At 72.0% G+C, this 20,633-nt stretch carries 25 protein-coding genes; 12 read left to right on the forward strand and 13 right to left on the reverse strand.

Features of this window, described 5'->3' with window-relative positions:
• Positions 1-171 precede the first annotated feature (171 nt).
• From ACIRC0_RS21750 to lnt, 3 genes are all read left to right on the forward strand, one after another.
• Positions 172-804 (forward strand): hypothetical protein, encoded by a 633-nt coding sequence (locus ACIRC0_RS21750; protein ID WP_403617829.1) that lies wholly within the window; start codon positions 172-174, stop codon positions 802-804.
• Positions 805-899: 95 nt separating this feature from the next.
• Positions 900-1,376 (forward strand): nuclear transport factor 2 family protein, encoded by a 477-nt coding sequence (locus ACIRC0_RS21755; protein WP_403617831.1) that lies wholly within the window; start codon positions 900-902, stop codon positions 1,374-1,376.
• 103 nt (positions 1,377-1,479) lie between these two features.
• Entirely contained in the window at positions 1,480-3,078 is a 1,599-nt protein-coding gene (gene lnt, locus ACIRC0_RS21760) for an apolipoprotein N-acyltransferase (RefSeq protein ID WP_403617833.1), read from the forward strand.
• Here lnt and ACIRC0_RS21765 read toward each other — a convergent pair.
• Positions 2,996-3,907, reverse strand: a complete 912-nt coding sequence (locus ACIRC0_RS21765) for a Gfo/Idh/MocA family protein (RefSeq protein WP_403617835.1) — start codon at positions 3,905-3,907, stop codon at positions 2,996-2,998. The two genes, lnt and ACIRC0_RS21765, sit on opposite strands and share 83 nt — an antisense overlap.
• 9 nt (positions 3,908-3,916) lie before the next feature.
• On the reverse strand, positions 3,917-5,101 hold the full coding sequence (locus ACIRC0_RS21770) for an FAD-dependent monooxygenase (protein WP_403617837.1): 1,185 nt from the start codon (positions 5,099-5,101) through the stop codon (positions 3,917-3,919).
• Positions 5,102-5,206: 105 nt separating this feature from the next.
• Here ACIRC0_RS21770 and ACIRC0_RS21775 point away from each other — a divergent pair, with 105 nt between their 5' ends.
• The 3 genes from ACIRC0_RS21775 (at position 5,207) to ACIRC0_RS21785 (ending at position 6,932) form a co-directional block, all read left to right on the forward strand.
• Positions 5,207-5,797: a TetR/AcrR family transcriptional regulator gene (locus tag ACIRC0_RS21775; protein WP_403617839.1), complete on the forward strand. Its 591-nt coding sequence runs from the start codon at positions 5,207-5,209 to the stop codon at positions 5,795-5,797.
• 60 nt (positions 5,798-5,857) lie between these two features.
• The gene (locus tag ACIRC0_RS21780; protein WP_403617841.1) at positions 5,858-6,370 is read left to right on the forward strand and encodes a DinB family protein; all 513 of its coding nucleotides are present in this window, start codon (positions 5,858-5,860) and stop codon (positions 6,368-6,370) included.
• A gap of 112 nt (positions 6,371-6,482) precedes the next feature.
• The gene (locus ACIRC0_RS21785) at positions 6,483-6,932 is read left to right on the forward strand and encodes a hypothetical protein (RefSeq protein WP_403617843.1); all 450 of its coding nucleotides are present in this window, start codon (positions 6,483-6,485) and stop codon (positions 6,930-6,932) included.
• 204 nt (positions 6,933-7,136) lie between these two features.
• Here ACIRC0_RS21785 and ACIRC0_RS21790 read toward each other — a convergent pair whose 3' ends face one another.
• The 8 genes from ACIRC0_RS21790 to ACIRC0_RS21825 all read right to left on the reverse strand — a co-directional run bounded on the left by ACIRC0_RS21790 (position 7,137) and on the right by ACIRC0_RS21825 (position 13,736).
• The gene (locus ACIRC0_RS21790; protein ID WP_403617845.1) at positions 7,137-7,703 is read right to left on the reverse strand and encodes a hypothetical protein; all 567 of its coding nucleotides are present in this window, start codon (positions 7,701-7,703) and stop codon (positions 7,137-7,139) included.
• Positions 7,704-7,897: 194 nt separating this feature from the next.
• Positions 7,898-8,581, reverse strand: coding sequence for a uracil-DNA glycosylase (gene ung / locus ACIRC0_RS21795; protein WP_403617847.1), 684 nt, complete (start codon positions 8,579-8,581; stop codon positions 7,898-7,900).
• Between the two features lie 91 nt (positions 8,582-8,672).
• The gene (locus tag ACIRC0_RS21800; protein WP_403617849.1) at positions 8,673-10,250 is read right to left on the reverse strand and encodes an ABC transporter substrate-binding protein; all 1,578 of its coding nucleotides are present in this window, start codon (positions 10,248-10,250) and stop codon (positions 8,673-8,675) included.
• Positions 10,251-10,456: 206 nt separating this feature from the next.
• Positions 10,457-11,215, reverse strand: coding sequence for an SDR family oxidoreductase (locus ACIRC0_RS21805; RefSeq protein ID WP_403617851.1), 759 nt, complete (start codon positions 11,213-11,215; stop codon positions 10,457-10,459).
• 19 nt (positions 11,216-11,234) lie between these two features.
• Positions 11,235-11,996: a 3-oxoacyl-ACP reductase FabG gene (gene fabG / locus ACIRC0_RS21810; RefSeq protein WP_200423513.1), complete on the reverse strand. Its 762-nt coding sequence runs from the start codon at positions 11,994-11,996 to the stop codon at positions 11,235-11,237.
• A gap of 171 nt (positions 11,997-12,167) precedes the next feature.
• A complete protein-coding gene (locus ACIRC0_RS21815; RefSeq protein ID WP_403617853.1) occupies positions 12,168-12,551 on the reverse strand; it encodes a DUF3037 domain-containing protein in 384 nt (127 codons plus the stop codon).
• Positions 12,548-13,321: a HipA family kinase gene (locus tag ACIRC0_RS21820; protein WP_403617855.1), complete on the reverse strand. Its 774-nt coding sequence runs from the start codon at positions 13,319-13,321 to the stop codon at positions 12,548-12,550. Before ACIRC0_RS21820 ends, ACIRC0_RS21815 begins: the two co-directional genes overlap by 4 nt.
• A gap of 43 nt (positions 13,322-13,364) precedes the next feature.
• Positions 13,365-13,736: a hypothetical protein gene (locus ACIRC0_RS21825; protein ID WP_403617857.1), complete on the reverse strand. Its 372-nt coding sequence runs from the start codon at positions 13,734-13,736 to the stop codon at positions 13,365-13,367.
• Here ACIRC0_RS21825 and ACIRC0_RS21830 point away from each other — a divergent pair.
• Both ACIRC0_RS21830 and ACIRC0_RS21835 read left to right on the forward strand, forming a co-directional pair.
• On the forward strand, positions 13,728-14,087 hold the full coding sequence (locus ACIRC0_RS21830; RefSeq protein ID WP_403617859.1) for a hypothetical protein: 360 nt from the start codon (positions 13,728-13,730) through the stop codon (positions 14,085-14,087). The genes ACIRC0_RS21825 and ACIRC0_RS21830 overlap by 9 nt on opposite strands.
• A gap of 135 nt (positions 14,088-14,222) precedes the next feature.
• Complete coding sequence (locus tag ACIRC0_RS21835; RefSeq protein WP_403617861.1) at positions 14,223-14,720, forward strand: Rieske (2Fe-2S) protein; 498 nt, start codon at positions 14,223-14,225, stop codon at positions 14,718-14,720.
• A 5-nt stretch (positions 14,721-14,725) separates the two neighbouring features.
• Here the strand turns inward: ACIRC0_RS21835 and ACIRC0_RS21840 are convergent, their stop codons facing one another.
• Positions 14,726-15,379 (reverse strand): cysteine hydrolase, encoded by a 654-nt coding sequence (locus ACIRC0_RS21840; RefSeq protein ID WP_403617863.1) that lies wholly within the window; start codon positions 15,377-15,379, stop codon positions 14,726-14,728.
• Between the two features lie 132 nt (positions 15,380-15,511).
• On the opposite strand from ACIRC0_RS21840, the gene ACIRC0_RS21845 reads away from it, so the two are divergent.
• Entirely contained in the window at positions 15,512-15,979 is a 468-nt protein-coding gene (locus ACIRC0_RS21845) for a pyridoxamine 5'-phosphate oxidase family protein (protein ID WP_263228807.1), read from the forward strand.
• A 3-nt stretch (positions 15,980-15,982) separates the two neighbouring features.
• Here ACIRC0_RS21845 and ACIRC0_RS21850 read toward each other — a convergent pair whose 3' ends face one another.
• Entirely contained in the window at positions 15,983-16,900 is a 918-nt protein-coding gene (locus ACIRC0_RS21850) for a LysR substrate-binding domain-containing protein (protein WP_403617865.1), read from the reverse strand.
• Positions 16,901-16,974: 74 nt separating this feature from the next.
• On the opposite strand from ACIRC0_RS21850, the gene ACIRC0_RS21855 reads away from it, so the two are divergent.
• Positions 16,975-17,919 carry a DMT family transporter gene (locus ACIRC0_RS21855; protein ID WP_403617867.1) on the forward strand — a complete coding sequence of 315 codons (945 nt, stop codon included), beginning with the start codon at positions 16,975-16,977 and terminating at the stop codon, positions 17,917-17,919.
• Here the strand turns inward: ACIRC0_RS21855 and ACIRC0_RS21860 are convergent.
• Positions 17,916-19,247, reverse strand: a complete 1,332-nt coding sequence (locus ACIRC0_RS21860) for an aminotransferase class I/II-fold pyridoxal phosphate-dependent enzyme (protein ID WP_403617869.1) — start codon at positions 19,245-19,247, stop codon at positions 17,916-17,918. The two genes, ACIRC0_RS21855 and ACIRC0_RS21860, sit on opposite strands and share 4 nt — an antisense overlap.
• 51 nt (positions 19,248-19,298) lie before the next feature.
• Here ACIRC0_RS21860 and ACIRC0_RS21865 point away from each other — a divergent pair, with 51 nt between their 5' ends.
• On the forward strand, positions 19,299-19,982 hold the full coding sequence (locus ACIRC0_RS21865) for a pyridoxamine 5'-phosphate oxidase family protein (protein ID WP_403617871.1): 684 nt from the start codon (positions 19,299-19,301) through the stop codon (positions 19,980-19,982).
• Positions 19,982-20,629, forward strand: coding sequence for an FMN-binding negative transcriptional regulator (locus ACIRC0_RS21870; protein ID WP_403617873.1), 648 nt, complete (start codon positions 19,982-19,984; stop codon positions 20,627-20,629). The genes ACIRC0_RS21865 and ACIRC0_RS21870 overlap by 1 nt, the downstream gene beginning before the upstream one ends.
• Positions 20,630-20,633 lie beyond the last annotated feature (4 nt).

The raw sequence follows: 20,633 nt of genomic DNA on the forward strand, positions 1-20,633 counted from the left end.
ACGGAGAAACAGACAGAGGGCCATCGGTATGCGCCTGGTGCGGTGTTTACACCCGACCGGCCCCGTCGGATCACACCTTGCGCTCGTCCGATATGACAGTTATGTGCGGTGTCTATACGTTCGTCGCAGTTCGGCTGCCCGGCCGGCGTCTCTGCGACAGAAGGAAATGACATGCCCACGCGTACCTTCGCCGTGGCCGCCGCCCTAGTAGGCGCGACCGCCCTCGCTACCACCGGCATCACCTATGCATCGGCCGCCGGACCCGACCAGCCCGCCCCTGCCGCCAAGCCGGCCGCCAAACCGGCCGTCGCGCGCGCCCACCGGGCGGCCCCGCCCGCCCGGCATCCGGCCCCCGCCGCACCGGCTCCCCAGGGCAAGACGGACGAGAAGCGGGACGAGGGCCGCGACGGCGGCCATGAGCACGGTGAGGGCCACGGCCACCGACGCAGGCACGAGGGCAGGATCCACTTCAACGAGCGGACGTACTCCGCGGCCGAGGAGGGCTGCATCGTCGCCGCGAGCGGACTCGGCTCCAGCAGCTTCAGCGTCTTCAACGACAGCGACAAGACCGTCGAGGTCTTCCGCGGGTTCACCTGTGACAACGGGGCCCCGGTCGCCGTCGTCGGCCCCCACGGCGACACCTTCGGGGTGGTGCCCCGCACCGTCCACGAGGGCTACGGGGACCAGGGGGACCACGAGGGCTTCGACGGCTACGGCGGCTTCGGCGGCTTCGGGGGCCTGTTCCCGGACGACGGTGTCGTGGGCAGCTTCCGGGTGATCGGCCACCACGACGACGAGTGGTGACGACGCGCCCCGGAATACCGGCCTGGCGGGCCCACGCCCGAACCCGACCCTGCACACCCCTTGGCTACGCCTCCCCCGTCCCCAAAACTGAGCCGATGACCCAGCGCGTGGAGCTCGCGACCGTGATGGACCGGCTGGCCGTCGACGGACTCGTCACCGAGTACGCGGTGGCCGTGGACGACGGGGACTGGGAGGCGTACCGGGGATTGTTCACGGGGGACGGGCGCGCCGACTACCGCTCGGCCGGCGGGATCGAGGGTGATGCCCGGCAGGTCGCCGGGTGGCTCGAGGAGACCATGCGGCTGTTCCCCATGCGCCAGCACCTGATCGTCAACCGGCGCATCCGGTTCGGCGTGCTCGAGCGGGACATCGGCGACACGGCCGGGGTGTGGGCCGACTACGTCAATCCGATGCGGTTCGCGAGCGGGCACGGCGACGGCGGGACGCCCGAGCCGGACTTCGTCTGCGGCGGACGGTACGCGTTCACGTTCCTGCGCACGGACGACGGCTGGCGGCTGCGCGCGGTGGTCGTCCAGGAGAAGTGGCGCCGCGCCCCGCGTCCGTCCACCTGAGCGGTAGCGCTGAGCAGTACCGCGCACGCCTCCGGGCGGACGCCACGCGCCGCACACCGAGGCCCCCTGTCGAAGATTCCTCCAGGGCGCGCACACTGGAGACATGATCTGGGGAGGGAAGCGCCGCATCCGGAGGTTCGACGTCTGGCTCGCCTCCCGGTGGTGGCGCGGTGCCGCGGCCGTGGTCGCCGGTGCGCTGCCGATGCTCACCTTCCCGGCGCCGTCGTGGTGGTGGTTCGCGTACGTCTGCCTGGTCCCGTGGATCCTGCTCGTGCGCACGGCCCCGACCGGCAAGCGGGCCGCCTACGACGGCTGGCTCGGCGGCTTCGGCTTCATGACGGCCGTGCACCACTGGCTGCTGCCGAACCTGAACGTGTTCACGTTCGTCATCGCGGCGCTGCTCGGAGCGCTGTGGGCGCCCTGGGGCTGGCTGGTGCGGCGGTTCCTGGCCGGGCTGCCCTCGCCGGGGCGGATCGGCGCCGCCCTGGTCGTCCTGCCGTCGGGCTGGCTGATGGTGGAGCTGGTCCGCTCCTGGCAGGGGCTCGGCGGCCCCTGGGGGCTGCTCGGGTCGAGCCAGTGGCAGGTGGAGCCCGCACTGCGGCTCGCCTCGGTCGGCGGGGTGTGGCTGCTGAGCTTCCTGGTCGTGGCCGTCAACGTCGCCCTGGCGCTGCTGATATCGGTGCGGGCGTCGCGCGTGCCGGCCCTGGCGGGGCTCGTCGCGACGGCCGCCGTGACCTCGGCGGCCTGGGTCTGGTCGCCGCGGCCCGACGTCGACGGAGGGGTGCGGATCGCGGTCGTGCAGCCCGGGATCGTAGACGGCACCGACAGCGGCATGAAACGCTTCGATCTTCAGGAGCGGCTGACCCGCGAACTCGCCGGGCAGGATGTGGACCTGGTCGTCTGGGGCGAGAGCAGCGTCGGCTTCGACCTCGGGCAGCGGCCCGACCTGGCCCGCCGGGTCGCGGCGCTGTCCCGGCAGGTGAAGGCCGACGTCCTCGTCAATGTCGACGCCCGCCGCTTGGACCACCCCGGCATCTACAAGAGTTCCGTGCTCATCGGCCCCGACGGCCCGACCGGCGACCGCTACGACAAGATGCGGCTCGTCCCGTTCGGCGAGTACATACCGGCGCGGTCGGTTCTCGGCTGGGCCACCTCGGTCGGCAAGGCGGCCGGTGAGGACCGCAGGCGCGGCACCGAGCAGGTGGTGATGAACGCGGGGAACAGGCTGCGCGTCGGCCCGATGGTCTGCTTCGAGTCCGCGTTCCCGGACATGAGCCGCCATCTCGCCCAGGACGGCGCCGACGTGCTGCTCGCCCAGTCGTCGACGTCGACGTTCCAGCACAGCTGGGCGCCGGAGCAGCACGCCTCGCTGGCCGCGCTGCGCGCCGCCGAGACCGGTCGCCCGATGGTGCACGCCACGCTGACCGGGGTTTCCGCCGTCTACGGTCCGAGCGGCGAGCGGATCGGCTCCTGGCTCGGCACCGACCGGAGCGCGTCGGCGGTCTACGAGGTGCCGACCGCCCACGGCGTCACCCCGTACGTCCGCTTCGGCGACTGGCCGGTGCACGGCGCCCTGCTGGTGATCGCCGGGCTGGGTGTGGCCGAGGGGCTGCGGGCGCTCAGGGCGCGACGGCGCGCTCCCGCACCGCGGTCACGACCCGCTCGCACAACTCGTGTGTCGCCAGTGCGTCCCTGGCGCTGAGCACCTTGCCGGCGCGGACGGCGTCGAGGAAGGCGAGCGCAGCCTGCTCGATGCCGCGCTGCCGGGCCACCGGCACCCAGTCGCCGCGCCGGCGCACGGTCGGCTGGCCCTTGTGGTCGACGATCTCGGCGAGGTTGAGCACCTGCCGCTTGGAGTCCTGCCCGGAGACCTCCAGGATCTCCTCGGCGGAACCGCTGAGCCGGTTCATCACGCCGAGCGCGGTGAATCCGTCACCGGAGAGCTGGAGCACCACGTGGTGCAGCAGTCCGCCCTCGACGCGGCCCCGCACGGTCACGTCGTCGACCGTGCCGGGGACCAGGAACCGCAGCGTGTCGACGACGTGGATGAAGTCGTCGAGGATCATCGTGCGCGGCTCCTCGGGCAGTCCGACGCGGTTCTTCTGCATCAGGACGAGGTCACGCGGGTGGTCGGCGCACTGCACGTATCCGGGTGCGTAACGCCGGTTGAAGCCGACCGCGAGGCTGACGTTCCGCTCCTCCGCGAGCCGTACCAGCCGCTCGGAGTCGGCGAGTTCGTAGGCGAGCGGCTTGTCGACGTACGTCGGTATCCCCGCTTGAAGGAGCCGGGTGACGATCTCGGGGTGGGTGGTGGTGGGCGTGTGCACGAACGCCGCGTCGAGGTCCTGTGCGAGCAGCGCGTCCAGATCGGCATGCCTCTGCCCGTGCGGGAGGTGGAGGCTGTCGCCGACGCGGTGGAGGGTGGCGGGGGTGCGTGTCTGGAGGTGCAGGTCGACCCCGGGCTGCAGGGCGAGCACCGGCAGATAGGCCTTCTGCGCGATGTCGCCGAGTCCGATGCAGCCGACCTTCACGGGGTGCTCCTAGGAATTGCCGACGGATGCCTGGTCCGAAGCATACGGCGGCTGCGGTGGCCGCCAGTCGGCGATCCCTTCGAAGCCGCGCAGGAGCAGCGCGGGTGATGCCTTCGACAGCGCGGCGATCACGGTGTCGCGTACGGCGATGCCGGCGCGGCCGCTCATCATGTTCAGGCGGGCGGTCCGGACGGCCTGGCGGGTGAGGGAGGTCGTCCGGGGCAGCCGGGCGGCCGTGTACGCCGCGAGGTCGTCGCAGTGGTGCGCGAGCACGATCGCGTCCTCGATGGCCTGGTTGCCGCCCTGCCCCAGCGTCGGCGGCATGGCGTGCGCGGCGTCGCCGAGGAGGGCGACCCTGCCGCGGTGGTGGGCGGGCAGCGGCTCGGCGAGGTGGTGGACGTCGTGGCGCAGCACGTCCTCGGGGCGGGCGGCGGCGAGGACGGCGGGGATCGGGTGGTGCCAGTCGCCGAACCGCCGCAGGAGTTCGGCCTTCTCGTCGTCGGGCGCCCGTCGCCCGGCGGGCACGACGGCCGCCGCGTAGGCGTAGACCCGGCCGTCCTTGAGCGGATGGGTGCCCCAGATGCGGCCTCGGCCCCAGGTCTCGTGGGAGGCGAACGCGGGTCCGGGTACGGGGATCATGACGCGCCAGGTGGTGAATCCGGAGTAGACGGGCCCCGGGTGGTGCGGGAACAGCGTCCGGCGTACGCCGGAGTGGATGCCGTCGGCGGCCACGACCAGTTCCGCCTCCAGGTCTCCGTCGGAGGTGGTGACCCGGGCCGGGCGGTCGGTGTCGCCGGGGTCGGCGAGGCGAGCGGCGGCGGCCGTGCGGATGGCGTCCGGCGGCAGCAGGGCGGCCAGGCTGTCGACGAGGGTGGCCCGGGGCAGCAGGACGAGCGGTCCGCCGAAGCGCTCGGCCGCGGCAGCGGCGCTGGTCCGGGTGAGCCAGCGTCCGCCGGGGGTGCGCAGCCCGCCGTCGCCCTGCCACGCGGCCAGGCCGCGGAGGGCGTCGCCGATGCCGATGACGTCCAGGGCGCGCAGGGCGTTCGGGGCGAGCGAGATGGCCGCGCCGACCGGCTCCAGGGAAAAAGCGCGCTCCAGCACGGTGACCCGGAGCCCGCGCAGGTGCAGGGCCGCGGCCGCGGTGAGGCCACCGATACCGCCGCCGATCACGATCGCACGCGACTGCTGTGCCATGGCTGCTCCTCAAGTCCCACGATGCCCCGTCTGGGACACTACAGGCGTAGTTACCTGGCGCGTCGAGCGTACTACAGGAGTAGTGCCACGGGTAGGTTGGCCTTCATGTCCGCACGCACCACGGGCGCCCATCGCGCCGAGCTCGTCGCCGACACCGCGCTCGCCCTGCTCGCCGGGCGCGGGATGCGGGGACTGACCCATCGCGCCGTCGACGAGGCGGCTGAGCTGCCCCAGGGCTCGACCTCGAACGTCGCCCGGACGCGGCTGGCGCTCCTGGAACTCGCGGTGCGCCGCCTCGCGGAGCGGGAGGCCCGGGTGCTCGCCCCGGAGGAGATGCCCGACCCCGAGGACGAACTCGGCGCGCTGGTGGACGGCCTGGCCCTGGCGGCCCACCGTTCGCTGACCCGCAACCGGGATCTCACGCTCGCCCGGTACGAACTGGCCCTGGAGGCCACCCGGCGGCCCGAGTTGCGGCGGTACTTCGACGCGGCCGGGGCCCGCTTCCGCGACCAGCTCGCCGCTCTGCTGACGGCTCTGGGCTCGGCCGACCCGGCCCGGCACATGCTGTCGCTGGTGGCCTGGCTGGACGGGCTCATGTTCTCGTGCGTGGCCGGGACCTTCACCGCCGAGGTGCCCACCCTGGACGAGGTCCGCGCCGGGCTGCGGGAACTGCTCGACGGGATGCTCGGCGGCTGACCGGCCGGCCCCGCGGAAATGGGATGGTGGGAGGCGCTCGGGCCGGGTGAGGATGGGGGCATGACTGCTGAGCGCCGTGAACCCGCCCTGAACGCCGACGAACGCACCATGCTGGAAGGCTGGCTCGACTACCACCGCCACACGCTCGCATGGAAGTGCGAGGGTCTGACCGACGCCCAGCTCAGGACCGCCTCGGTGGAGCCGTCCGAGCTCTCTTTGATGGGGCTCGTGCGGCACATGGCGGAGGTGGAGCGGGGCTGGTTCCGCAAGGTCCTGGTGGGCGACGATCCGGGGCCGATCTACTTCAGCGACGAGGACAGGGACGGCGAGTTCCACCTCACCGAGGCCGACACCTGGCAGCAGGCGTACAGCACCTGGCAGGCCGAGGTCGAGATCGCCCGGCGCAACGCGGCCGGCTTCGGCCTGGACGACCTCTCGCGGGGCACCAGCAGGTTCACCGAGGAACGCTTCAGCCTGCGCTGGATCTACACCCACATGATCGAGGAGTACGCCCGCCACAACGGCCACGCCGACCTGATCCGCGAGCGGATCGACGGCGCCACCGGCGACTGACGTCACCCCGGGCGGGCGCGGGGCACTCCGTACGGGGCCTCGGATCACCCGTGCGGGGCATCCTGCGCCCGTCCGCTCCCCAAAGCGGCGCCGACACAGCAGAGTTGCGCGCGTGCACCGAACGACGACGACCGCAACGCTCCTGGTCTCCGTGGCCGTCTCGGCCCTCGCCGGCTGTATGACCGTCCAGCGACCGCCGAACGCCGGCCCGCCGCCCGCGTCCTCGCGTCCCTCATCGCCGCGCCCCGACGGCAGCGGGGAACCACGCGTCGTCCAGGCGCCGGCGCGGGAGGCGCTGGAGATGGTCGGCCCCTCCCCCCGCCCGTCGCCGCCCCCGGCCGCCCCGGACCGCGCGGCCCGTCCGACGCCGGCCGCGCCGCACCGCACCGTGGCGGCCCCGCCCCCGAAGCAGACCCGCCCGGCTCCCCATGTCGAGGTACCGCCGGCCGTCTCCGACGCGTTCCCCAAGGACACGGGCGTGTGCGCGCTCGGCCGCAGGTACGGGGGATGGAAGCCGGACAGCCCCGAGGCGACCATCTGCCGGGACACCTACGGGCGTTGAGCCCTGGGCCCTGTCGTCGAATTCCCGCCAGCCGCGCGACGCCCGGCACGCACTCCCCCACTCCCTTAAGGGCGTGGGGGGACCCCAGCCGCGTTGTCGTCGGTCGCCGACTCCCCCACGCTCGAACGAGCCCGCGCCGGGGTCACCACCATCGCACCGCGCGGCCCGCTCTCCGAGCGGACGACGGGAAGGTGAGGACAGGGCCTACGGCCGCTGTCTCGGCGGCCCCGGAGTCCCGCCTCCCGGGCCGTCCCTCGGACCGGGTCCGGGTCTGCCGGACGGCGGCTCCTCCGCCTCCTCCGCCGCGAGCCGTCGCTCAAGGCGGCCGATCGCCGCTCTGATGCCCTCGCCGTAGCCGTCGTCACCGAGCGCGCGGACCGCGGCGCGGGCCAGGCGCAGATGGGCGCGGGCGGCCTCGCGGCGGCCGAGCTTGACGTAGTCGGCGGCCAGGTTCAGCTGGAGCGAGGGGTACAACGCGTGTGCCGCGAGAGCGCCCTCGTGGTCGGCGAGGCGCTCGTCGGTGAGCTCCTCGGCGGCGGACAGCGCTCTGAGGTCCCAGGCGAGCTCGTCGGCCGGGTCGTCCTGGGTGTCCGCCATGTAGTGCGCCAGAGTGCAGCGGTGCAGCGGGTCGCCGTCCTCGCCGATCTCCGCCCACAGCTCCAGGAAGCGGTCCCGGGCCTCCTCGCGGTCGCCGGCGTGGTGCAGCATGACGACCTGTCCGATGCGCGTCATGAAGGCGTCCGGCGCCGCCTGTTCCTGTCGCTTCGCCACCGCGCCCTCCATGCTCGTCACCGTCATCACGACGCTAACCGCCACCACGGACAATGAGGCTCAGGCGGCTCCGTACGGCACTGGGCCAAGCCGGTGACGACGTGGCCGGCCGACGAAGGCGACCGGCCGCACCCGGAGGACCCCCGCCGTGCCCTCCGGGTCCGCGCGGTCGTCCGGCCTCGCCTCCCCGGGTGTCAGCCCAGGTTCGGGATCGTCCAGTCGATCGGCTCGTGTCCCTGCCGGGCGACCGCCTCGTTGATCTGCGTGAACGGGCGGGAGCCGAAGAACTTCTTCGCCGACAGCGGCGAGGGGTGCGCGCCCTTGACCACCGCATGCCGCGTCTCGTCGATCAGCGGCAGCTTCTTCTGCGCGTAGTTGCCCCACAGCACGAACACCGCCGGGTCCGGTCGTCCGGCCACGGCACGGATCACCGCGTCGGTGAACTTCTCCCAGCCCCTGCCCTTGTGCGAGTTCGCCTCGCCGCCGCGCACCGTCAGCACCGCGTTCAGCAGCAGCACGCCCTGCTGGGCCCACGGCATCAGATAGCCGTTGTCCGGGATCGGGGTGCCGAGCTCCTCGTGCATCTCCTTGTAGATGTTGCGCAGCGAGGGCGGGATCCTCACTCCGGGCCGGACCGAGAAGCACAGGCCGTGACCCTGGCCCTCGCCGTGGTACGGGTCCTGGCCGAGGACGAGCACCTTCACCTTCTCGTACGGCGTGGCGTCGAGCGCGGCGAAGACCTCCTCGCGCGGAGGGTAGACGGGACCCTTGGCACGCTCGTCCTCGACGAACTCCACGAGCTCCTTGAAGTAGGGCTGCTGCAGTTCGTCGCCCAGAACGCCCCGCCAGGACTCCGGCAGCATGGCGATGTCGGTCACGTCAACTTCCTCCGATGTGCGGTCACTTCCAGGTACGGAACCTACAGGCGACCACTGACAACCGGCTTGCTGCCCCCGCCCCGGGGTCGCGCTACCAGCTGGTCTTCCGGGACAGCTCCCACATCATCATGATCGTCGACGGGTCCAGCGCCCGCTCCCCGCCTGAGATGTCCTCGCTCGCCGCCAGGAACTGCTTGCCCTGCCACAGCGGCAGCAGCCGGGCGTCGTCCACCAGGATCTGCTGGGCCTGTTCGAACTCCTTGACCACGTTGGCACGGTCGCTCTCGCGCCGCGACTGCGGCAGCAGCACCTTGCTGATCTCCGGCGACGGATAGGGCGTGCCCAGCGCGTTCTGCTCGCCGACGAACGGCGCGATGTAGTTGTCGGGGTCCGGGAAGTCGGGGAACCATCCCCGGCCGAACACCGGGTACTCGCCCTTCTGGTAGCCGTCCACGTACGTCTTCCAGGGGCGGCTTTGGAGGGTGACCTGGAACAGGCCGGAATTCTCGAGCTGCTGCTTGAGCGCCTGGAACTCCGGGCCCGTCTCGGAACCGTACCGGTCGGTGGTGTACCACAGGGTCAGCGGGACCCGCTGGGTGATGCCCGCCGCGGTGAGGATCTTGCGGGCCTTGGAGGTGCTGGGGTCCCCGTAGTCGTCGAAGAAGGGCGTGGTGTGCCCGGTCAGGCCTGCCGGGACCATGGAGTAGAGGGGTTCGACGGTGTCCTTGTAGACGTTGTGGGCGATCGCGGCCCGGTCCACCACCTGGGCCACGGCCTTGCGGACGGCGAGCTTACCGGCCCACGGGTCCTTCGGGTTGAACACCAGGTAGCTGATCTCGATGCCGGGGTTCTCGACGAGCTGGATGCCGCCCGAGGACTCGTGGCGCTGGAGGGCCACGATGTCGGAGGAGGCGAGACCGCGGTAGGTGATGTCGATCTTGTGGTTCTTCAGGGCGTCGACCATGCCGGCGGAGTCCTGGAAGTACCGGATGGTGACCGCGTTGTTCTTGCGGTCGGCGTAGCCCTGGTAGCGGCCGTTGCGGACGAGCCGGGCCTCCTTGCCGTCCTCGTAGGACCGCAGTGTGTACGGCCCCGACCCGGTGATCCCGCCGTCCTCGCGCACCCGCGTGGCGGGGTAGTCGGCCGGGTCGACGATCGACATGGCCGGGGTCGCGAGGACGAACGGGAAGGTGGCGTCCGGTTCGTCGAGATGGAAGACGACCTCGCGGTCGCCTCTCACCTCGACCCGCTGGAGGCTGCCGAGCAGGCCCGCCGGGCCTCCGGACACATTGATCCGCTTGATCCGGTCGATCGAGTACTTTACGGACCGGGCGTCGAGCTTGTCCCCGTTGGAGAACGTCAGACCCTTGCGCAGGACGCAGCGGTAGGCGAGGTTCGTCCGGTCGGTGAACCCGCAGCTCTCGGCGGCGTCGGGCCCCGGCAGAACCGCTCCGTCCGGGTAGTTCAGCAGGGTCTGGTAGACGTTGCGGAACAGTTCCCAGGAGCTGTCCCAGGACGCGGCGGGATCGAGGGTGCTCGGCGCGCTGGTGGTGCCCACGACGATCGGCCCCTTGTCGTCGGAGGACTGCGAGGACAGCGCACCGCAGCCGGCCACCAGGGACAGGGACGTGATCGCCGCCAGCCGACGCAGACGGTTCCGGTTGAACACGCGCACACTCCTCGATCTGCCGTACCAGGGGTCGGCGGCAGACCATACCGCAGCACCCCGCCGACCGGACCGGTTCGGCGACGGCTGTGACCAGGGCGTTTTATGACGACGTTGTCATCACTCCGGGTGTCTCCCGAACCTCGACACGGGCGCCCCTTGTGTCAAGGGGCGCCCGTGTCGCCGGCCCATGTCGAGGACCCGTCCCGTCAGACAGCGGCGTTCAGGTAGTGACCACCGTCGAGGACGAGCGTCTGGCCGGTGACCCAGTCGGACTGGTCCGAGGTCAGGAACGCGGCGGCGCCGCCGATGTCGGACGGCACGCCGAGCCGGCCCAGCGGGTAGGACGCGGCGGCCTCCTCCTCGCGGCCCTCGTACAGGGCCTGCGCGAACTTGGTCTTCACCACGGCCGGCGCAATGGTGTTGACCCGCACCTTGGGCGCGAACTCGTGCGCGAGCTGCAGGGTCAGGTTGATCATCGCGGCCTTGCTGATGCCGTACGCGCCGATGAACGGCGAGGCGTTCAGGCCCGCCACGGACGCGATGTTGACGATGGCGCCGCCGTTGTCCTTCTGCCAGGCGTGCCAGGTCTTCTGGGCGAAGCCGAGCGCCGAGACGACGTTGGTCTCGAACACCTTGCGGGCCACGTTCAGGTCGAGGTCCGCGATGGGGCCGAACACGGGGTTGGTCCCGGCGTTGTTGACCAGGAAGTCGACCCGGCCGAAGGCCTCCATGGTGCGTTCCACGGCGATCGCCTGGTGGTCCTCGTCGTGCGCCTTGCCGGCGACGGCGATGACGCGGTCGGCGCCGAGCTTCTCGGCGGCCTCCTTCAGGGCCTCCTCGGTGCGTCCGGTGATGCAGACGCGGTCACCGCGGGCGACGAACGCCTCGGCGATTCCGTAGCCGATGCCGCGGCTGCCGCCCGTGATGAGGGCGACCTTGCCGGAGAGTGCGGGCAGTTCAGTCATGTGTGCGTGTCCCCCGGCCCTAGTCGAGCGGTCCGCCGGCGACGTACAGCACCTGGCCGGAGACGAATCCGGCGGCCTCGCCCGTGAAGAAGGCGATCGCGTTGGCGATGTCCTCGGGCTCGCCCACGCGCGCCACGGGGATCTGGGTGGCGGCCGCGGCCTTGAAGTCCTCGAAGCCCATGCCGACGCGGTCGGCGGTGGCCTTCGTCATCTCGGTGGCGATGAAGCCCGGAGCGACGGCGTTGGCGGTGATGCCGAACTTGCCGAGCTCCTTGGCCAGGGTCTTGGTGAAGCCCTGCAGACCGGCCTTGGCGGCGGAGTAGTTCACCTGGCCGCGGTTGCCGAGCGCGGAGGACGAGGAGAGGTTGACGATCCGGCCGAAACCGGCGTCGACCATGTGCTTCTGGCAGGCCCGGGACATCAGGAAGGCGCCGCGCAGGTGGACGTTCATGACGGTGTCCCAGTCGGAGACGCTCATCTTGAACAGCAGGTTGTCGCGCAGCACGCCGGCGTTGTTGACGAGGATCGTCGGCGCGCCCAGCTCCTCGGCGATCCGCGCGACGGCCGCCTCGACCTGGGACTCGTCCGAGACGTCGCAGCCGACGGCGATGGCCTTGCCACCGGCGGCGGTGATCTTCTCGACGGTGTCCTTGCACGCGGCCTCGTCGAGGTCGATCACCGCGACGGCACGGCCCTCGGCGGCCAGTCGTACGGCGGTGGCGGCGCCGATGCCGCGCGCGGCGCCGGTGACGACGGCGACCCGCTGATCGGTGGTGGACATTGATGGTTCTCCTCGCCCTTGGAAAGCCTGGAACACCTTCGGAACGTCTGCTGAAAAGCGTCTGCGGCTCACGGTACGCCCTCGGTGAGCGACCGCTTAGTACCTTCAGCAGACGTGACGCTAGAAGCCCTGGCACCCGGTGTCAACGGCACACCCGGCGCGTGTGATCCATTACCTCACCAGGAGGCCCAGCAACCGCTCCGCCTCGGCCGCCGGGTCGGCGGTCAGCCCGGTGTGCACTGGCCCGGGCTGCACGACCGTGGAACGGGGCGCGATCAGCCAGCGGAAGCGCCGCCCGGCGTCGTCGCGCGCCGCCTGACCGGCCGCCGCGCCGCCCGCGCACACGCCCTCGACGGCCCTGAGCGCGGCCCGCACGCCCGCGACGTCCGCATCCGGGTCGAGGGCCAGCAGTCGCCGCTCGTCGAGGTGCGTACGGGCGGCGACGAACGACTTGGCGCGGCAGTAGACCAGCACGCCCGCGTTGATGCACTCGCCGCGCTCGATCCGCGGTACGACCCGCAGCAGCGCGTACTCGAAGACGTCCCGCTCGCTCACTTGTCCCCCTGACGGGTCTGAAGGCCCTGGATGCGTTCGTGGATGACGGCGGCGCGGGCGAGCAGCGGCCGTGCGTAGGCCCGGCGCAGCTCCTCCGGGGTGTCGAAACCGGGCTCGCCGGCCAGCCACTCGTCCGGGATCCGGGCGGTCACCTCGGCCAGCAGTTCCTCGGTGACGAGGGGCGCGAGGTCGGCGGCGGCACCCGCGACGTCCGGCGCGAAGGGGGCGAGTGCGTGGTCGGAGGCGTCGTAGGGGCGCGCGGCGGAGGTCTGGGCGCCGGGCCAGTTGTGGTGCCAGATCATGGTCGCGCCGTGGTCGATGAGCCACAGGTCGCCCTGCCACATCAGCAGGTTGGGGTTGCGCCAGGAGCGGTCGACGTTGCCCACCAGCGCGTCGAACCAGACGATCCTCCCGGCCTCCTTCGGCTCGACCCCGAACGCGAGCGGGTCGAAGCCGATCGCGCCGCTCAGGAAGTCCATGCCGAGATTGAGTCCGCCGCTCGCCTTGAGCAGCTCCTGCACCTCCTGGTCCGGCTCGCCGAGACCCAGCACCGGGTCGAGGCCGAGGGTCACCAGACCGGGAACGCGCAGGCCGAGCCGGCGGGCGAGTTCGCCGCAGACGACCTCGGCGACGAGCGTCTTGCGGCCCTGCCCGGCGCCGGTGAACTTCATGACGTAGGTTCCGAGATCATCGGCCTCGACGAGCCCCGGCAGCGAACCGCCCTCACGCAGAGGCGTGATGTAGCGGGTCACTGTCAGTTCTGTAAGCATTTTCCCAGGCTATCGGGTCCAATGGACTGTCGATCAAAGTCCGTTATTCCGTTGTGAGGACGCGTTGTGCCGACCCCGTGCTGCCTCCCGGGGGCGGCCGTGGCGGCCGGCCCTGGGGAGGGTTGTCGTACGCGGAACGAAGGCCGCCGCGCATCGCCGAGGCGAGTGCCGAGACCAGGGCCATGCCCGCCCCGACGCTGAAGACGATGGTCAGAGACCGTGGTGGAACGGCCCGGACACCAGCTGCGGGAAGAACATGTGGCCGCTCGCCCCGCGTGACGACGAGCAGACGGGTGACGTCGTGCTGGGCCATGCGGTTGGCCAGAGCCCGCAGGGTCTCGTCGGGGTGGGCGGTGACCGCCGGGACGGCGAGGTCGCCGAGGGGCGTGCGGTCGGAGGGATCGGCATGGATCATCCGGCTGCGGGTCACGACGCCGACGAGATCGCCATGGGCGTCGAGCACGGGGTAGAGGCGCTGGGCGAGCAGTCGGCCGGAGTCGCCGGCGTCGTGCGCCGCCCGCAGCAGTGCGGTGATCTCGCCCGCGGCGCGGTCGCTGTCGAAGGTGACCGCGGCAGGGGTCTCCAGTTGGCGGACGAGTTGGACCTCGAGCGGGTCGACGGAGTACTCGCGGGTGAGGTGCAGTCCGCGCCGGGCGAGCTTCTCCGTCAGGACCGAGCGCTTGAGGAGGATGACCGAGAGCAGGTAGCCGGCCGACGCAGGTCCGGCGCCGCCGGAGCGGCCCGAGGGGGTCGTGTGTCCATCTGACAGCGGAACGACAGGCGTGTTTTACGCCTGGCTCATCCCCGACAGGTCAGGATCTCGACGGGGTCTGAACGGTCGGTGCCCGCAGACCGTACCTCCGTACAGATTTACGGAACGTCCGTGGAAGGGAACGTCAGCATGACCAGCGAATCGCTTCAGCCCGTCTCGGCGCCTGCCCGCCGCACCGTCATGGCGGCGGCCGGCGCGACGGGGCTCGCCGTCGCGCTGACCGCGTGCGGAGGCTCGGACGACAAGTCGTCGTCGAGTACGTCCGGTGCACAGGGCAACAGCAACACCGCGAGCACCACCACCACGGGCGGGGGCGGCTCCGCCGCGGCCGGTTCCGGTGGCACGGCCCTGGCGAAGACCTCGGACATCCCCGAGGGCGGCGGCAAGGTCTTCGCCGATCAGGGCGTGGTGGTGACCCAGCCGTCGGCGGGCACGTTCAAGGCGTTCTCCTCCAAGTGCACCCATGCCGGCTGCGCGGTGAAGGACATCGCGAACGGTGTCATCAACTGCCCGTGCCACGGCAGCCAGTTCTCCGCGACCGACGGCAGCGTGAAGAAGGGCCCGGCGACCCAGCCCCTGCCCGCCGCGAAGATCACCGTCTCCGGCGACGAGATCAAGCTGGCCTGACGTCCCTAGTCGCCGGGGACCGCTCGGCGCGGTGGCGCGAGGCAGGTCAGCAGCTCGTCGGTGGTCGTGATGGTGGCGACCAGGGAGAGGGTGTGGCGGATCATCGCGGGGGTGTAGCCGGAGGGCACCCCCGCGATGGCGTCCGCGGGCACCACGGCGGTGTAGCCGCGGTTGACGGCGTCGAACACCGTGTTGGGGATCGCCACGTTGGCCGAGACGCCGGTGACGATCAGGGTGCGGCAGCCCAGGTTGCGCAGCAGTGCGTCGACCTCGGTGCCCGTGAGGGGAGACAGTCCGTGCAGCCGGCGGACGACGAGGTCCTCTTCCCGCACCTCGATGGGCGCCGCGACCCGTACCGCCCTGGTGCCGGTCAGCTGCTGGACGGGGAGCCGTTCGGCCGCGTGGAAGAGGCGGGCGTTGCGGCTGGCACCGCGGCCGTCCGGGCGGCGTTCGGCGATCGCGTGGATCACCTGTACCCCGCCCTCGTGGGCGGCGGCGACCAGCCGGGCGACGTTGGCGAGCGCCCCGGAGGAGCGCGCTTCGCGGGCCAGTTCGGGCAGCGCGCCGTCCGGGCCCAGGACACCCTGCTGGCACTCGACGGTCAGCAGCACCGTGGCCGGAAGGTCCAGGAGGTTCCTGAGGTGTTCGCGCGACGGCATGGCTCCCCCTGGCGTCGTCGGTCCGAGGCGGCGAGGCTAACGACCATTGCGTACGGACGGAAGACGTCCCATTCTTTTCTGACGTGATGTCAGAGGATCTCTCTGACACGACGTGGGAGAAGAGGGGGCCGCATGACCGTCACCACGCAGCGCCGGGGCCGGAAGATCATGATGACACCGGGTGAGCTGGACGAGTTCCTCGCCGGCCAGCGCACCTGCCGCGTGGCGACCGTGTCCGCCGACGGCGCTCCGCACGTCAGCGCCCTGTGGTACGTCTGGGACGGCACCTCGCTGTGGCTGTACTCGGTCGTGCGCAGCAAGCGGTGGGCGGATCTGCGCCGCGATCGACGGATCGCCGTCGTGGTGGACACGGGTGAGGAGTACGACCAGCTGCGGGGCGCCGAGCTGTCCGGCACGGCGGAGTTCGTCGGCGAGATACCGCGCACCGGGGAGCTGTGCGCGGAACTCGACGTGCCGGAGATGCTGTTCGCCCGCAAGAACTTCGGCCTGGAGGAGATGCCTCACGACGGCCGCCACGCCTGGATCCGGCTGACCCCGACGAAGATCGTCTCCTGGGACTTCCGCAAGCTGGGCGGGTAGGCCCTACCCGCTCACCCGGGCCGTCACGGCCTCGCCTGCCGCGCGCAACGCCTCCACCGCCGCCCGGATCGAGGGGCGGCGGTCGGCGTCGGCCCGCCACACCACGTAGACGTGCCGTCGCACCTGCTGCCGCACCGGCACGGTCACCACTCCCGCCGGCACCGGGTCGCGCCCGAGGCGCGGGGCGATGCACACCCCGAGCCCGGCGGCGACCAGCCCGAGCTGGGTGTGCGTCTCCCCGGCGCGGTGGCCGACGCACGGCTCGATGCCCTTGGAGCGCAGGGTGAACATGAGCCACTCATGGCAGAACTCGCCGTCGCCCCACGTGATCCACTCGTCGTCGGCGAACTCCTCCAGGCCGACCTCCGCCCGGTCGGCGAGCCGGTGGCCGGCCGGCATCGCCACATCCGCCGGATCGTCCAGGAGCGCCGCCTTCACCAGGCCGTCCGGCAGCGGCATCGGCTTGTTGTACCAGTCGAGGACGACCGCGAGGTCCAGGTCGCCGCGCACCACGCCGGCCACCCCGTTCTCGGGTTCCAGCTCGCTCGAGCGCAGCCGCAGCGCGGGATGGTCGGCGCGCAGCGCGGCCAGCGCGGTGGGGAGCAGTCCGCGGGCGGCCGTGGGGAAGGCCGACAGGCGCAGTTCGCCCGCCACCTGCCCGCGCTGTACCTCCAGGTCGGCCTGGGCGAGTTCGACCTGCGACAGGATCCGCGCCGCGTGCTCGGCGAGCAGCCGGCCCGCGTCCGTGAGCCGCACCCCGCGCCCGTTCCTGGCCAGGAGCTGCTGCCCCACCTCGCGCTCCAGCTTGGCCATCTGCTGGGAGACGGCCGAGGTGGTCACGTGCAGTCCCTCCGCGGCGCCGCTGACCGAGCCGTGCCGGGCGAGGGCGTCGAGGGTGCGCAGACGCTCGAGGTTCAACATGTAAGCAATACTACGAGATACCGGGTGCGAAATCTCGATTGTGCTACGAGATCGTCCTGGGTCATCGTGGGGCCATGAGCACCGTCTCCACTCCGCGAACCGTCACCGCCCCCACCACCGTCCCACGCCGCCGCGCCGCTCTCGACTGGCGGATCCGCTTCGGTGTCCTCTCGCTGATCTGGGGCTTCAGCTTCCTGTTCATCAAGGTCGGCACCGAGGCGTACGCCCCGTTCCAGGTCACGCTCGGCCGGCTGGCCTTCGGCACGGCGGTGCTCGCCGTCGCCATGGCGGTCAAGCGCGAGCGCCTGCCGCGCTCCGCCCGCACCTGGGGACATCTGGCGGTCGCGGGGTTCCTCCTCAACGCGCTGCCGTTCTCCCTCTTCGCCTACGCGGAGCTGACCATCCCGTCGACGCTCGCCGGGATCTGCAACGCGACCTCGCCGCTGTGGGGCATGGTCCTGTCCCTGGTGGCGCTCTCCGAGGACCGGCCGACGCGACGCCGGGTGGCAGGGCTCGGCATCGGCTTCCTCGGCGTGCTGACGGTTCTCGGCGCCTGGCAGGGGTTCCACGGTCTGGACCTGACGGGCACGGCGCTGGCCCTGCTCGCCTCGCTGAGCTACCCGGTGGGCTGGATCTACGTCCGCCGCACCCTGGCCGGTTCCGCCCACTCCCACCTGTCGCTGACGGGCGGCCAGTTGCTGCTGGCCACGCTGCAACTGGCCGTCGTCACGCCGGTCTTCACCACCCTGCCCACGCACGTCGCGGTCCTGCCCCTGCTGGCCATCGCCGCGCTGGGCGTGCTCGGCACGGGTGTGGCGATGCTGCTCCAGTACGGCGTGGTCGCCGAGGTCGGCCCGACGACGGCGCAGATGGTCACGTACTTCGTCCCGGTCGTCGCCATCGCGGCCGGCGTGGCGGTCCTGGGCGAGCCACTGACCTGGTCGACGCCGGTCGGTGCGCTGATCGTCCTGGCGGGCGCGGCACTGACCCAGTCCCGCCCCAAGGTCGAGCGGCACTAGACGTAGCTCCGGGCAGGAGCCGGGCCCACAGCGGAGGCGACCGCGTCCGCCAGGGGCCCGGTGTCGTCCGCGGTCAGGGTCGAGACGGTGATCCGGATGCCGGGCGGCGCGCTCAGCCGGAAGCGGGCGCCGGGCGCGACCGCCCAGCCGGCGTGCAGCAGCCGGGCGACCGCGCCGGTCTCGTCCGGCACGGGCACCCACACGTTCATGCCGGTGACGCCGTGGGCCGTGACGCCGCGCCCGGCGAGCGCGTCGATCAGCGCGCCGCGGCGCCGCCCGTACTCCGCGGCGACCGCCCGCGCGTCCACCGCGCCGTCCGTCCACAGACGGACCACCGCCCGCTGCACGAACCGGCTCACCCACCCGGGCCCGAGCCGCTGCCTCCCGCGCACCCGGTCGACGGTGACGGTGTCCCCGGTGAGCACCGCGAGCCGCAGATCGGGGCCGTACGCCTTGGCCACCGAGCGGACGAGGGCCCAGTGCCGGGTGACCCCGGCGAGGGGGTGGAGGGGCACGTCTACGATCCCGTGGCCGTGGTCGTCCTCGATCAGCAGGGTCCCCGGATGGTCCCGCAGCACGGAACGCAGGGCACGCGCGCGGGGGGCGCTCACCGCGGCGCCGGTCGGGTTCTGCGCCCGGTCCGTGACGATGAGGGCGCGCGCGCCGGTCTCCAGGGCGGCGCGTACGGAGCCGGGCAGCGGCCCCTCGTCGTCGACTCCGACAGGGACCGTGCGCAGCCCGAGCGCCGGCACCAGGTCGAGGGTTCTGCCCCAGCCGGGGTCCTCGACGGCGACGGCGTCCCCGGTCTTCAGATGGGCGGCGAGCACCCGTTCGACGGCGTCGAGCGATCCGGAGACGACGGCGAGCGGGCCGTCCGGCACACCGTCGGTGTCCAGGGCGGCCCGCGCGAGGCGCGCCAGCTCCGGTTCCACGGCGACGTCGCCGTACAGCACCGGTGCGCGGTCGGCCTCGGCGGCTGCCGCCGCGAACGCCTCCGTCAGCGAGGGCAGCAGTGCCGGATCCGGGTTGCCACTCGAGACGTCGCGTACGCCTTCGGGCACGTCCACACGGATGTGGTCCCGGCCCGTCGTGGCCGGCGCGGGTCGTACCCGGCTGCCGCGGCGTCCGGCGGTCTCGATGACGCCGCGTTCCCGCAGGATGCGGTACGCGGCCGCGACGGTGTTCGGATTGACACCCAGCTCCAGGGCCAACTCCCGTTGCGGCGGGAGACGTTGACCCGGCTCCAGCTCGCCGGTACCGACCGCACGCTCTATGCCGGCCGCAATCTCCGCTGCGCCCCGCCCTGTGAACCGATATCCTCCTAGCACAAAGCAGATTATGCACTAGTGCAATGGAGGGCGCACATGCAGGGGGCGCACATGCAGGAGACCCGACAGTCGACACCGCGGCCCGCCGCCTACACCCCGACCGGCCGCACCGTGCCCACGCGCTCCGCGGACCGTGCGTCGTACGACAAGGAACTGGTGCACGCGATACTCGACGAGGGCTACGTCTGCCACCTCGGCTTCGTCCGCGACGGCGCGCCGGTCGTGTTGCCCACGCTGTACGGCCGGGTCGGCGAGCGGCTGTACGTCCACGGTTCGACCGGCTCGCGCCCGCTGCGGATGACCGGCGAGGCCGACCCGGGGCTTCCGGTCTGTCTGACGGTGACGCACGTCGACGGCCTGGTCCTGGCCCGCTCGGCCTTCCACCACTCGATCAACTACCGCTCCGTGGTGGTGCACGGCATCGCCCACCAGGTCACGGACCCCGAGGAGAAGCGGACGGCCCTGGACGCGCTGGTCGACCACGTCGTGCCGCGCCGCTCACGCGACTCCCGGCCCGCCAACAAGAAGGAACTGGCTGCCACCGCCGTGATCCGCCTCGACCTGGACGAGGTCTCCGCCAAGCTCCGCACCGGCGGCGCGAACGACGAGCCCCAGGACCTCTCGCTCCCCCACTGGGCCGGCGTGGTCCCGGTCCGCAGGGAGTACGGCACCCCGCTCCCGGACGCCGGCCTGGCACCCGACATCGGCCTGCCGGACTACCTGGCGGCCCTGTGATGCTGATCCATCCCTGGGACGCGCCCCGCGACGACACGGAGTGGCAACACTGGCTCGCCGCCCATGACTTCGGGCAGCTCGCCGTGAACGGACCGCCGGGCGAGCCGCCGTACGTGCAGCCGCTGCACTTCGCGTACGACGCCGGGCGCGGCGAGGCCGTCACCCACCTCGCCCGCCCCAATCCGCTCTGGACCGCGCTGGAGGCGAACCCCCGGGTACTGCTCAGCGTGGTCGACGACTATGTGTATGTGCCCGGCCCTTGGCAGGCCCCGGCCGGCACCCCGTCCGAGCACGGCGTACCGACGAGTTTCTACGCGGCCGTCCAGCTCCGGTGCATCGCCCACGTGGTGGACGACGCGGCCCGCAAGGCGGAGCTGCTGAACCGCCAGATGGGCCACTTCCAGCCGGAGGGCGGCTCCGCACGGGCGGCGGCGGGCGAGGCGCCGTACGGCCGCATGCTGTCCGGGATCCGCGGCCTGCGGCTCGAAGTGACCGATGTACGGGCGAAGTTCAAGTACGCGAGCCACAAGGCGGACGGGGTGCAGGACCGTATCGTTGCGGGCCTCGAGGCGCGGGGCGGCGTGCGGGACGCGGCGGCCCGGGAGCACCAGCTGCGCAGGCGGGGAGTGTGGTCCCCGGACCAATGAGGTG

The sequence above is a fragment of the Streptomyces sp. NPDC093984 genome, assembly GCF_044764595.1.
Taxonomy (GTDB): domain Bacteria; phylum Actinomycetota; class Actinomycetes; order Streptomycetales; family Streptomycetaceae; genus Streptomyces; species Streptomyces cynarae.